A 12,238-nucleotide genomic window follows, 5' to 3' on the forward strand; every position below is an offset into this window, starting at 1 on the left:
AAAAGCGGCGCAATCATCGCCTCAATCGAAGGAGTGAGTATTGGGACATAGCCACAGAGCAGCGAAAGTAGGTTGCTTAGCTTTCACACGGACAATAATGTTTAGACATGGCATGTAGCGTTTGTGGTGCTATTGGGCACAATTCCCGGACGTGTGAGTCCACTCCACGATGTGAAGGGTGCGGTGAAAGAATCACCACTGGTGGAATCGATTTCAACGGCGAACCTTGGCATCAAGATTGCTTCGAAGTGAGCGGTGGTCCGTCGTATTGCTGCGGAAACATCTACGAAGAGGGCGAAACGTATTGTGAAAGCTGCGGAGAGCCTCTTTACTAACTTCTAGAACCATCGATGGTTTGCACGTTTACTAGGTTGCGGCATCCCTCCCTGTGGGTCATAAACAAGCTCTCCAAGGCAAATTAAATCTTCTCGGAAAAGGTTCTCCGCCGATTTACTATTCAGATGCTCTAGAAGACTATGCAGATCTCGATGGACCAATCGTCGACCGTTCCACTTTTACCCAATCGCTAACCACGCCCTCGACCGTTTGTGGTCAGCATTGCCGTTACCGGCCGGCCATTAACATTGGAGGGACCGCGCTTATCTCGACTGATTTGCTAATACTTTGTTTTTCTTCGGGGCTACCCCTTACACGAATGGGAAGACCTAGCGTTAGGAAAATCACCACTCGGTTGATTGAAAACTCTGACAGCGAAGGACATGGGGCGTAGTCAAGCGCGTCCTCACCACCGGCCGCACCGAGGGACTGACCGGACCGCTGCGCCTGTACCCGCCGGAGGACGCCCACTCCGCCTGGCAGGTCAGCGAACGCTGGGCGGAATGGCGCACCACCTCCGATGCGATTTCGGAAGATGGCGCCGCCGGGGAGGTCATGGACCGCCAGCCTCTGCTTAGCAAGCTGAGCAGCTGGGGCACCGACCTGCACATGGGCATAATGATCGGCCTTCCGCTGCAGGTCACGCTACTGGGCATTACGCTTGCGGCGTTCTTGATTCTCGATGTCATCCTCATCCACACACCACGACAGAAGAAACTAGTGAATGCCATCACATAGAGCAGGAGGCATAGGTACGGTAGTTTCTTATGACTAACCCACTGCTGACTCCCTCCTCGCTGCCCTACCAGCTCCCGCCGTTCGCGGAGATCAAGGTGAAGCACTACCGCCCCGCCTTCGACCAAGCACTCGCGCTTCACGACGCCGAAATCGCCTCCATCACCGACAACCCCGCCGCCCCGACGTGGGAAAACACGGTGGAGGCGCTCGAGCGCTCCGGCCAGGACCTCGACCGCGTCATGGCGGTCTTTGGCAACCTCTCCGGCACGGACGTCACCGAGGAGATGGAGGAGATCGCCGCCGACATCTACCCGCGACTGTCCGCGCACTATGACGCGATGTACCAGAACGAGGTACTCTACGCGCGAACCAAGGAGGCCACGCCCCCTGCCGACGACAAAGAAGGCCAGCGCCTCCACGACCACCTCCTGCGCACCTTTGCCCGCAAGGGCGCCGACCTCGACGCAGCCGGCAAGGCCCGCCTCTCCGAGATCAACCAGCGCCTCTCCGCGCTCTCTGAAGAATTCGGCCGCAACCTCATGGCGTCTACCCGCGAGCGCGCGGTGTCCTTCACCGAAGAAGAACTTGAGGGCCTTCCCGCCGAGCGCATCGCCTCCGCCCGAGCCGACGCCGAGGCGCTCGGCCGCGAGGGCTTCGTCATCCCGCTGGAGCTGCCGACCGTGCAGTCGGAGCTGAGCCGTCTGGTGCGGGAGGATGCGAGGCAAAGGTTGTATGGGGCGTCGGCAAGCAGGGGCTCCGAGAACAACATCCCGGGACTCATCGAGGCCGTCCAGCTGCGCGCCGAGCTACTGGGCTTTGCCACGCATGCCGACTACGTCATCGCCGAGGAAACCGCCGCGACTGCCGACGCCGCCCGCACCATGCTCTTCGACCTCGCCCCCGCCGCCGCAGCCAACGCCGCCGGTGAGCAGAAGCTCCTCGCCGAAGAAGCCGAGCTCAACGGCCAAGGCTTTAGCGCCGCGGACTGGCCCTACTGGGAGTCCAAGGTCCGCGCCCGCGACTTCTCCCTCGACGAGGAGGAACTACGCAAGTACTTCCCGCTGGACCAGGTCCTGCAAAAGGGCGTCTTCGCCGCCGCCGAGCGCCTCTACGGCATCACCGTGACCCCACGCGATGACCTGGAGGGCTACGCGGAGGGCGTTCGCGTCTGGGAGGTGATTGACGGAGACGCCAATCACGGGGACAAAGGGATTGGTCTCCTCCTTACCGACTACTTCGGGCGCCCCACCAAGCGTGGTGGCGCGTGGATGAGCGGGTTCGTGGGCCAATCCCGGCTGCTGGAGCGCAAGCCGGTCATCGTCAACGTCATGGGCATCACCAAGCCCACCGACGGTTCGCAGCCGCTGCTCAGCATGGACGAGGTCCGCACCATCTTCCACGAATTCGGCCACGCCCTGCACGGCCTGCTTTCCGACGTCCGCTACCCCACCTTCGCCGGCACTAACGTCCCACGCGACTGGGTGGAGTTCCCCTCTCAGATCAACGAGAACTGGGCGCTCGACAAGAGACTGGTCAAGGAATACGCGCGCCACGTGGAAACCGGCGAACCAATCCCGGATGAGCTGCTCGATGCCATCACCTCGGCTTCCGAATTCGGCCAGGGTTTCGCCACCTCGGAGTATCTGGGGGCATCGATCATCGACTTGGCGTGGCATTCTCTCAGCGCCGCAGACGCCGCCAAGTTGGAGGCCACGCCGGAGGCCGTCGCCGAGTTTGAGACTGAGGCCCTGCGCGCAGCCGGGCTGGACAACGAGCTCATCGCGCCTCGCTACCGGTCGACCTACTTCAACCACATCTTCGCCGGTGGCTACTCGGCGGGCTACTACTCCTACCTGTGGGCCGAGGCCCTCGATGCCGATGGCTTCGAGTGGTTCAAGGACCAGACCGACCTGCGCGCGGCTGGCCAGAAGTTCCGCGACGTGATCCTGTCGAAGGGCGCGTCGCGCGACTTCACGGAGGCCTACCGCGAATTCCGCGGCCGCGATAAGGACGTCGCACCGCTGCTCAAGCGCCGCGGCCTCGCCGGCGTCTAGTGCCGACTAGTTATCCACAGATTTCGTCAGATGGCTAGTTGGTGGCTTGGCGGCCGAGTGCGCGGGCCTGTCTGAATCTGACCTAGTCGCCCTCGGCGCCGCGCCTGCCACCGCCACCGCGTTCCTCCCCCCACCACACCTACTTCGGGCACACCTCCTCGACGAAAAAGCTGCGCACAGCGGTCGAAGCCGCGCGCCGGCGCGGGCACGGGCTGGTGACCTTGCAGCTCGATGTCTATGCCGAGCTACTCAAAGGCAATCCGGAGAAGGACGGCGATGATGTCGTCATTGAACTGGCGCAGCGAGCGGTCTGATAGGAAGAGCGCGCTCCAGCTCGCCGAGCTAGTCGGCGTACGGGTTGCCGTCATGGTCGCCGCCAATCCAGGAGCCGGGGCGGACGAGGCGAATCAGCGCTGACTGCCAGAGCAGCGTCATGCGCAGATACATTTCCTTCTCGATTGCCGCCATGTCGCCGCCGCGGTGTGATTCCTTGAGGAGAGTCTTGATGCGGGTCTGAGTATCAAAGACGGTGCGGCGGCGGGTTTCGGTGGGGTGCGCAGTGAGAACGGGGGCGACGTGCGCGCCGCGGATCACGGAAGAGACGTCGGTTGGCGTGACGCCTTCTTCCTTAAGCTTGGCGACTGTTTTGCGCAGGGAGACGGGCGCTTCAACGGACTCTTCATCCAGTTCCTCTACGAGGCTGGCTTTGAGCGCGAAATAGCTGATGGTGATGTCGAGATCGCGGAATATGGAGACGAGGTCGAAGACGTCCTCGCCTCCCCGCTACGCGATGGCTCGGCCGAGGAAGCGGATATCTTCGCGGACTTGCTCTGGAGCGGGTGTGCTCACGGCGAAGTGCCTTTCTGGGCGTGATGTGCTCAGCTAACACACCTCAATGTCACCCAGATCACTATTGGGCGATAGTTATTTGCCGGAAGAACTAATGGTCAAAGGAAGCGAGCCACGCTGCGTGGAGGCGCGAGTCGCCGTTTTCTTCCGGATGGAAGCTCAACGCCGTGACGCATCCTTGGCGCACGCCCACAATCGCCTCGTGCCTCGTAGCAGGACGAGTTCGTGTCCCGGCGCAACTTTCCTCACCACCGGAAACAATGTCGTGGGCAGGGAGGGGAACGGTGGCGATGACCTCAACGCCCTCGCCCGCGCGGGTAACGATGGGCGCGCGGATGAAGCTCGCCTCGATGGCTAGAGGCTCACCTACCCCTGAGGCTCCTACGCCGGACCTCTGGCCTTCCATCGCGACGGGCACGGTGCGCTCCTCGGAGAAGCGCTGGTTGCCGAAGGCGTTGCGGCGCACGGTGACGTCGATAAGCCCCAGCGTCTGCTGGCCCGGCGCGGGGTTTTCCAGCTCGCGGGCACTGTAGATGAGACCCGCGCAGGTAGCCAGGACCGGCAGCCCATTTTCGACGGCGCGGCGCAGCGGCTCAGCGACGCCAAAAGAGCGCGCCAGCTTATCGATGGTGCTCGACTCGCCGCCCGGCAGAATGATTCCGTCCAGCCCGTCGAGATCCTGCGGCAGGCGCACCCGGCGCGTTTCAGCGCCGAGGCTCTCCAGCACCGCGATGTGCTCTTCCACTCCGCCTTGCAGCGCGAGCACGCCGACGAGCGGTCGCGTCGTGTCCGCCGATTTCTTCACTGCGCACACAGGTCCTACCAGCCACGCTCAGCCAGGCGGTGCGGTGCAGGCACGTCGTTGACGTTAATACCCACCATGGCCTCGCCCAGGCCGCGGGAAAGCTTGGCGAGCTCAGCGGGGTCGTCGTACAGCGTGGCAGCCTTCACGATGGCCTCCGCGCGCGCCGCCGGGTTGCCGGACTTGAAGATGCCGGAGCCAACAAAGACGCCTTCGGCGCCCATCTGGCGGACAAGGGCGGCGTCGGCAGGCGTAGCCACGCCACCGGCAACGAAGAGCACGACCGGGAGCTTGCCGGTCTCCGCCACCTCTGCAACCAGGTCGTACGGTGCCTGCAGTTCCTTGGCCGCGACGTAGAGCTCGTCTCGATCCAGGTGGCGCAGGCGCGCGATCTCGGCCTTAATGGTGCGCAGGTGCTTCACGGCCTCGGAGACGTCGCCGGTGCCGGCCTCGCCCTTGGAACGAATCATGGCCGCGCCTTCGGTGATGCGGCGCAGCGCCTCGCCCAGGTTGGTCGCACCACACACGAACGGCACGTCGAAATCCCACTTATTGATGTGGTTGACGTAATCGGCCGGGCTAAGCACCTCGGACTCGTCGATAAAGTCCACACCCAGCTCGCCCAGGATCTGCGCCTCTACAAAGTGGCCGATGCGGGCCTTGGCCATGACCGGGATGTCCACCGCTTCGACGATGCCCTCGATAAGCTCCGGGTCAGACATGCGGGCCACGCCGCCCTGCGCGCGGATATCGGCCGGCACGCGCTCCAGCGCCATCACGGCCGACGCGCCCGCGTCCTCCGCAATGCGCGCCTGCTCCGGAGTCACGACGTCCATGATGACGCCGCCCTTCAACATATCAGCCAGTCCTCGCTTCACGCGCGTGGTAGCGCGTCCTTGTGCATTTACCTGTTCAGTCATAGGTGCCATAGTGGCCCACACAAGTGGTACAAGACAAGAGCCATTTTCAGCGTGTTGGATTAGACCACTTATGATGGGCCCGTGCCCCTTCGCCTCGATCCCTCTGATACGCGGCCGCTGCCCGTGCAAATCGCCGCGGCCCTCCGCACCCAGGTTGCCGCCGGCGTCCTCCTGCCCGGCGAGCGCGTCCCTTCCACCCGCCACTTGGCTTCGCAGCTCGGCATTTCCCGAGGCAGCGTGGTCACCGCCTACGACCAACTCACAGCCGAGGGCTACCTCACCGCCGAGGTTGGTTCCGGCACCGTCATCAACCCGCTGCTTCCCCATGCGCGTGCCCCACGGCCGGAGCCGGCCCCCGCACCCGCCGCCGAGCCCGAGCTGGTGTCACTGACCCCCGGCCTTCCCGACACCGCCGGCATCCTCACCCCTGAATGGAGGGCCGCGTGGCGTGCAGCGGCCGTCGACCCCTCCGGCAATCTGCCCCACGAGGTCGCAGCACACCTGCGCCACATGCGCGGGCTCACCGTGGACCCGGCCTGCGTGCTAATCACGGCCGGCGCCCGCGACGGCCTCTCCGTACTCCTGCGCGCCCTCGGCCGACAGCTGCGCGTGGGCGTGGAATCCCCCGGTTACCCCAGCCTGCGCCGCGTGCCCCACGCCCTCGGCCACACGTTGGTGGAAATCCCCACCGGCCCCGAAGGCGTCACCGTCCCCACGGCCGATCTCGACGCCCTCATCGTCACCCCCAGCCACCAATATCCCTACGGCGGCTCGCTGCCCGCAGCCCGGCGCGCCGAACTCGTCGAATGGGCCCGCGCACACGACGCCCTGCTTATCGAGGATGACTTCGACTCCGAACTGCGCTACGTCGGCCAGCCGCTGCCCGCCCTGGCCGCACTCGCCCCGGAACACACCGTGCTGCTGGGTACCTTCTCCTCGGTCATCTCCCCCTCGATTGCCTGCGGCTACCTCGTCGTTCCACCGCGCCTGCGCCCGGCCGTGGACCACGTGCGCGAGGTCTTCGGCCAACCCGTCGGCTCCATCCCCCAGGCCGCGCTCGCCCACTACCTTGCCAGCGGCGCTTTACGACGCCACACCGGCCGCATGCGCCGCACCTATAAACGCCGCCGCAACCTAGTGGCCGAAACGCTGGGCTCCATCGATGGCGCCCAACTTCTCCCCATCCACGGTGGCCTCCACGCGGTATTGCTGTGCGACTCGGCCGTGGTCCCCCGCGCCGCCGCCCGCGGCATCAAACTCACCCCGCTGCGCGATTATTGGGGCGGGGCCGAAGCTGAAGACGGCGTCGTACTCGGCTTCGGCCACCTCAGCGATACCGAGCTACGCGAAAGCCTTTCTGCAGTCGCGGCCGCTTTACAGGGGTGATACCGTAAAGCCCACGTTTATAAACGAAAGGTAATAGATGTCTTTAGGTCCGATTGAGCTCCTTCTCATCCTCGTTTTCGTCCTTATCCTCGCTGGAATTATCGCCCTCGTAGTCAAGCTCGTGCACAATAGCAATGACACCTGCGCGAATACTAGCCGCATTGCTAATCAGCTCGAGGAGCACGACCGCCGCAGCTAAGAAAGACACCCCACCAGACCAAGCGCCACACCGACCGCTTGGTCTATTTTTATTCTCGCGGCTGCCAGTGCGTTTCCACAAAATCGTTCGCTATATATACCGCTTGGTCTAGTCTTGCCAAGCATGACGACGAAATACGATAACTCCAATTCCAACTGGTCCTTCGCCACCCGCTCCCTCCACGCCGGCCAAAACCTCGATGGGCACCACAATGCCCGCAACGTGCCGATTTACCAGACCACCTCCTACGTCTTTAACGACGCCGAGCACGCGGCCAACCGCTTCAACCTCTCGGACGCGGGCCCCATCTACACCCGCCTGACCAACCCCACCCAGGACGCGTTGGAAGAGCGCCTCGCCTCCCTCGAGGGCGGCGTCGCGGCCGTCGCCTTCGCTTCCGGCCAGGCCGCCGAAACCGCGGCTATTCTGAATCTCGCCTCGGCCGGCGACCACATCGTGACCTCTCCGCGCCTCTACGGCGGCACCTCCACCCTCTTTACCGTCACGCTCAAGCGCCTGGGCATCGACGTTACCCTCGTCGAGAACCCGGATGATCCGCAATCCTGGCAGGACGCCGTCCAGCCGAATACGAAGGCCTTCTACGGCGAGACCTTCGGCAACCCCGTGGCCGATGTCCTCGATATCCCGGCCATCGCCGAGGTCGCCCACAACAACCAGGTCCCGCTCATCGTGGATAACACCATCGCCACCGCCGCCCTCGCCCGGCCGTTGGACCTCGGCGCGGACATCGTCGTTGTGTCCACCACCAAGTTCTACACCGGCAATGGCTCGGCCATCGGCGGCGCGATTATCGACGGCGGCTCCTTCGACTGGACCGTTACCCGCAACGGCGAGCCCGTCTTTCCCTACTTCGTCACCCCAGACGAGGCCTACCACGGCCTGAAGTACGCCGATCTTGGCGCCCCAGCCTTCGCACTCAAGGCCCGCGCCGGCCTGCTGCGCGATACTGGCGCCGCCATCTCCCCCTTCAACGCCTGGCTGACGCTGAATGGAATTGAGACGGTGGGACTGCGCGTCGAAAAGCACAATGCCAACGCCCAGGCCGTCGCCGAGTACCTGGAAGGCCACGCCAAGGTCGCCAAGGTCAACTACGCCGGCTTGAACTCCTCGCCGTATAAGGCCACCAAGGAAAAGCTCGGCTACGCCTACACCGGCTCCGTGCTCTCCTTCGACATCGACGGCGGCCGCGAGGAAGCCTGGGCGTTTATCGACGCCCTCAAGCTCCACTCCAACCTCGCCAATATCGGCGACACCCGCTCTCTGGCCGTGCACCCGGCAACCACCACGCACTCCCAGTCCGACGAGCCTGCGCTCGCCGCGGCCGGCATCACCCAGTCCACCATCCGCCTGTCCGTGGGCATCGAGCACATCGATGACATCATCGCGGACCTCGAGCTGGGCTTTAACGCGCTGGCATGAAGCTAGTTAGCATCGGCGACTTCCACACCGAAGCCGGCGCCACGCTTGCCGACGCCCACATTGCCTACCACCGCTTCGGCCACCTCCTCGGCGATCCCCACGGCCGCAATAACGTCATTGTGGTTGAACACGCCCTGACCGGTGACTCGAATGTGGCCGAATGGTGGGCCGATCTGGTCGGCCCCGGCAAGGCGCTAGATACGACGAAGTGGTGCGTTATCGCCACCAACGCACTGGGCGGCTGCGGCGGCTCCACCGGCCCCGCCTCCCCGCACCCGGACGACGGCCGCGCCTGGGGCTCGCGCTTCCCCGCACTGTCCGTGCGCGACCTCGTTGCGGCCGAGCGCGCCGCGCTCCGCGAGCTCGGCATCACCCACGTCCACGCTGTCATCGGCGGCTCGATGGGTGGCGCGCGCACACTGGAGTGGACGCTGATGCACCCCGAGGCCATTGATGCGGCCTGCGTCATTGCCGTATCAGCCCGCGCTTCCGCCTGGCAGATTGGCATCCAGTCGGCGCAAATCGCGGCCATTGAGCAGGATTCCTTCTGGCACGGCGGCGATTACTACGCCTCCGCGCAGCGCCCGCGCGAGGGGCTGGCGGCCGCGCGTCGCATTGCGCACCTGACGTATCGCGGCGAGCAGGAAATCGACGAGCGCTTCGGCGTCCAGGCCCAGACCGGCGAGAACCCGCTCGGGCCCTACCGCCGCCGCAATGAGCGCTTCGCGGTCAATTCCTACCTGGACTACCAGGGCACCAAGCTGGCCGACCGCTTCGATGCCGGCTCCTACGTCACCCTCACCGAAGCTCTCAACCGCCACGATATCGGCCGCGGCCGCGGCGGCCTTAACCGCGCGCTGGGCACATCAGAGGTGCCGACCATGGTCGTCGGCGTAGACACGGATATCTTGTACCCGTATCACCAGCAAGAACACATCTCGCGCAACCTCGGCAACCTGCTGGCGATGGCGAAGGTTGTCTCCCCGGTAGGCCACGACGCTTTCCTTACCGAGTCACGCCAGATGGATCGCATCTTGCGAAACTTCCTCACGCTTTCCCAACCGGACCCGAGCATCGATTCTGCGGCAGGTGATCCCACCGAGTACTCGATTTAACGCCTCGCTGCATCTGCGATCGCCAAAGCTGCGCAGCGCGCACTAGCTATAAGCGGTGCGGCACGCTGCGCTGGTCCTAAGGCCAGTCGTGGCGAGCAGAGGCGGAACGGGGCTCAGCCGTCTTCGGGCGGTGTGGCCCAGGGCGGACGCCAGACGATACCTTCGCCGGGGCGGCGCTCGAGCCGACCGCGGCGCGGCGGCGCATTGGGGTCATCATCATTGACCCCGTTGTGATATTTGCAGGCCATGGTGAGGTTCTCGGGATTTGTGTCCCCACCGAGCAGCCACGGGGTGAGGTGGTGGACCTGGCATTCATCCGCTGGCGTATGGCAGTCGGGCCACGGGCACACAGGGTTTTCCGCCATCGCCATCTGGCGTTGCTTCCATGTAGCCCGGCGCCGCGATTGATAGAGGTTTACGGGGCCGGTGACGGGGTGGATGAGGGTGATAAGGCCGACGTCGGCAAGCGCGCGGCGGGCAAGATCCGCACCGGAGATTTGCGCGCCATTGGTCAGCTGCAGGGTAACGTCCTCGCCGTGGATGACCTTGACCATCTCATTGAGGGTAAGCACCACATTGGTGGTGATTGTGGAGGCGGCGGCACCCTGGGAAAAGACGCGGCGGGCATCGGCGACGGTGGAGACATGGTTGTTAATCTCTGCCACCAGTTCGGACTCGGCGGTAATGGTCAGCGTCCACAGGTCATCGCGGCGGCGGGTCAGGCGCACGCCCTCAGAGCGCTTGGTGGTACGCTCCTCGCGCACCAGGCGGCGGGCGCGCTTTTCAATCTCGCTGGTAGCAACGCGCAGGGCGCAGAGTTCCTCGCGCAGTGCCCAGGCCGCGCGCTGGGTTTTCATCTTCTGCGCGTAGTGCTCGATGATTTTTAGCGCGTCGAGCGGCAGCGTAGTGCGGCGGGCGGTGCGCTGCTTGGCGCGAAAGGAGGTGCGGCCGAAGTAGGTATCAGCAAGGCGGGCAAACTCGGCGGCCTCGCGATCGCTAAAGCCCTTATCGACGAGCTCTTCTACCGACAGCCCAGCGCACTCCTCGATGAGCACCATCGGGGAGTTCACGGCAGCCAGGTAGTTCGAAATCATGGCCCCGAGCCTAAGCCGGCCGCGCATGCCGACGCGCGGTGGCGGGCGGTGACCTGTGGATAACCGCCCGAACTACACCATTTAGGGCCGAGTTGGGTGATGGCTCTACAAAAACCTGTGGACAACTAGCTGCCGAGCGAGTCCACCGAGAAGGCCAGAAAGGCCATCGTGGCGCCGAGCAGGCCGGTAAAGCAGGCATCGAAGCGGCGCGAGCGCACTGCCAGCACGCCGACGCGACTGGAATCACACGTCAGGCGGACCACGGTGAGCCACAGCAAGGCCAGGCCGAGGAGGAACGTGGCCCGGCGCCAGTATTCGAAGACGGCATAGCCGCCAGAGACGACCACGCCGGCCACGAACATGCCGATAGCCGCCCACTGCGCGGCGGGAGGCAGCGGGGAGGGCGCGAGGCCGGCGTCGTGCGGGTTGTCTAGATTCACGCCAACTTTTCCGCGCGCTCGACGATATTGCGCACCAAGAAGGCACGGGTCAGCGGGCCGACGCCGCCCGGGTTCGGCGAGACGAATCCGGCCTTGTCCCAGCAGTCTGGGTGGATGTCGCCGGTGAGCTTGCCGTCGACGCGGGAGACTCCGACGTCGAGAAGCGCGGCGCCTTCCTTAATCATGTCCGCAGTGAGCATGTGGGGCTGGCCGGCGGCGGCGATGACGATATCGGCCTCGCGGGTCTCGGCGGCCAGGTCCTTGGTGCCGGTGTGGCAGAGGGTGACGGTGGAGTTCTCGCTGCGGCGGGTAAGCATCAGGCCAATAGGGCGGCCAACGGTCACACCGCGGCCGATGACCACGGTCTTGGCGCCGTTGAGCTCAACGCCGAAGCGGCGCAAAAGGTGCAGGCAGCCATTCGGGGTACACGGCAGGGGTGCGTCCTCGTTGAGCACGAGCTTGCCCAGGTTAACCGGGTGCAGGCCATCGGCATCCTTGGCGGGGTCGATTCGCTCGAGGATGGCGTTTTCATCTAGGTGCTTCGGCAGCGGGAGCTGGACGATGTAGCCGGTGCAGGCATCATCAGCGTTGAGCTCATCGATAACGGCCTCAAGTTCTTCCTGCGTGATATCGGCCGACAGGTCCTTGCGGATGGAGTTGATGCCGAGCTTTTCACAGTCGCGGTGCTTCATCTTCACATAGGACTGGGAGCCGGGGTCCTCGCCCACGAGGACGGTGGCGAGGCCGGGGGTAATCCCCTTCTCCTTCAGCGCGGCCACGCGCTGGGCAAGGTCGGAAAAAATCTCGTCGCGGTACAGTGTGCCATCTAGTTTGGTAGCGCTCATAGCCACCATCCTAGACTGAA

The 12,238-nt window shown here is 64.4% G+C and carries 11 protein-coding genes and 1 pseudogene; 6 read left to right on the forward strand and 6 right to left on the reverse strand.

Annotation, left to right across the window (positions count from 1 at the left end):
- The first annotated feature begins 891 nt into the window (after nucleotides 1-891).
- Together CORTU0001_RS11895 and CORTU0001_RS01285 are read left to right on the forward strand one after the other, a co-directional pair.
- Nucleotides 892-1,074, forward strand: a complete 183-nt coding sequence (locus CORTU0001_RS11895) for a hypothetical protein (protein WP_005326783.1) — start codon at nucleotides 892-894, stop codon at nucleotides 1,072-1,074.
- A 29-nt stretch (nucleotides 1,075-1,103) separates the two neighbouring features.
- The gene (locus tag CORTU0001_RS01285) at nucleotides 1,104-3,128 is read left to right on the forward strand and encodes a M3 family metallopeptidase (RefSeq protein WP_005326785.1); all 2,025 of its coding nucleotides are present in this window, start codon (nucleotides 1,104-1,106) and stop codon (nucleotides 3,126-3,128) included.
- 345 nt (nucleotides 3,129-3,473) lie between these two features.
- Here CORTU0001_RS01285 and CORTU0001_RS11345 read toward each other — a convergent pair.
- The 3 genes and pseudogenes from CORTU0001_RS11345 to pdxS form a co-directional block, all read right to left on the reverse strand.
- Nucleotides 3,474-3,977: pseudogene (locus tag CORTU0001_RS11345) on the reverse strand (phosphoenolpyruvate carboxylase); the annotation flags it as partial.
- A gap of 91 nt (nucleotides 3,978-4,068) precedes the next feature.
- The gene (gene pdxT, locus CORTU0001_RS01300; RefSeq protein WP_005326789.1) at nucleotides 4,069-4,782 is read right to left on the reverse strand and encodes a pyridoxal 5'-phosphate synthase glutaminase subunit PdxT; all 714 of its coding nucleotides are present in this window, start codon (nucleotides 4,780-4,782) and stop codon (nucleotides 4,069-4,071) included.
- Between the two features lie 14 nt (nucleotides 4,783-4,796).
- Nucleotides 4,797-5,699: a pyridoxal 5'-phosphate synthase lyase subunit PdxS gene (gene pdxS / locus CORTU0001_RS01305; protein ID WP_034667867.1), complete on the reverse strand. Its 903-nt coding sequence runs from the start codon at nucleotides 5,697-5,699 to the stop codon at nucleotides 4,797-4,799.
- An 81-nt stretch (nucleotides 5,700-5,780) separates the two neighbouring features.
- On the opposite strand from pdxS, the gene pdxR reads away from it, so the two are divergent.
- From pdxR to metX, 4 genes are all read left to right on the forward strand, one after another.
- Nucleotides 5,781-7,085 (forward strand): MocR-like pyridoxine biosynthesis transcription factor PdxR, encoded by a 1,305-nt coding sequence (gene pdxR / locus CORTU0001_RS01310; protein ID WP_005326792.1) that lies wholly within the window; start codon nucleotides 5,781-5,783, stop codon nucleotides 7,083-7,085.
- A gap of 37 nt (nucleotides 7,086-7,122) precedes the next feature.
- Nucleotides 7,123-7,284: a hypothetical protein gene (locus CORTU0001_RS11770; protein WP_167313628.1), complete on the forward strand. Its 162-nt coding sequence runs from the start codon at nucleotides 7,123-7,125 to the stop codon at nucleotides 7,282-7,284.
- Nucleotides 7,285-7,407: 123 nt separating this feature from the next.
- The gene (locus CORTU0001_RS01315; protein WP_005326793.1) at nucleotides 7,408-8,724 is read left to right on the forward strand and encodes an O-acetylhomoserine/O-acetylserine sulfhydrylase; all 1,317 of its coding nucleotides are present in this window, start codon (nucleotides 7,408-7,410) and stop codon (nucleotides 8,722-8,724) included.
- Nucleotides 8,721-9,839 carry a homoserine O-acetyltransferase MetX gene (gene metX / locus CORTU0001_RS01320; protein WP_005326794.1) on the forward strand — a complete coding sequence of 373 codons (1,119 nt, stop codon included), beginning with the start codon at nucleotides 8,721-8,723 and terminating at the stop codon, nucleotides 9,837-9,839. The genes CORTU0001_RS01315 and metX overlap by 4 nt, the downstream gene beginning before the upstream one ends.
- 113 nt (nucleotides 9,840-9,952) lie before the next feature.
- Here the strand turns inward: metX and CORTU0001_RS01325 are convergent, their stop codons facing one another.
- From CORTU0001_RS01325 to CORTU0001_RS01335, 3 genes are all read right to left on the reverse strand, one after another.
- Complete coding sequence (locus tag CORTU0001_RS01325) at nucleotides 9,953-10,933, reverse strand: HNH endonuclease signature motif containing protein (RefSeq protein ID WP_005326795.1); 981 nt, start codon at nucleotides 10,931-10,933, stop codon at nucleotides 9,953-9,955.
- Between the two features lie 125 nt (nucleotides 10,934-11,058).
- Complete coding sequence (locus CORTU0001_RS01330) at nucleotides 11,059-11,373, reverse strand: DUF3017 domain-containing protein (protein WP_005326796.1); 315 nt, start codon at nucleotides 11,371-11,373, stop codon at nucleotides 11,059-11,061.
- Nucleotides 11,370-12,218: a bifunctional methylenetetrahydrofolate dehydrogenase/methenyltetrahydrofolate cyclohydrolase gene (locus tag CORTU0001_RS01335; protein WP_005326797.1), complete on the reverse strand. Its 849-nt coding sequence runs from the start codon at nucleotides 12,216-12,218 to the stop codon at nucleotides 11,370-11,372. Before CORTU0001_RS01335 ends, CORTU0001_RS01330 begins: the two co-directional genes overlap by 4 nt.
- Between the last annotated feature and the right edge of the window lie 20 nt (nucleotides 12,219-12,238).

Origin of the sequence: Corynebacterium tuberculostearicum SK141 (assembly GCF_000175635.1) — a bacterium.
Classification (GTDB): domain Bacteria; phylum Actinomycetota; class Actinomycetes; order Mycobacteriales; family Mycobacteriaceae; genus Corynebacterium; species Corynebacterium tuberculostearicum_C.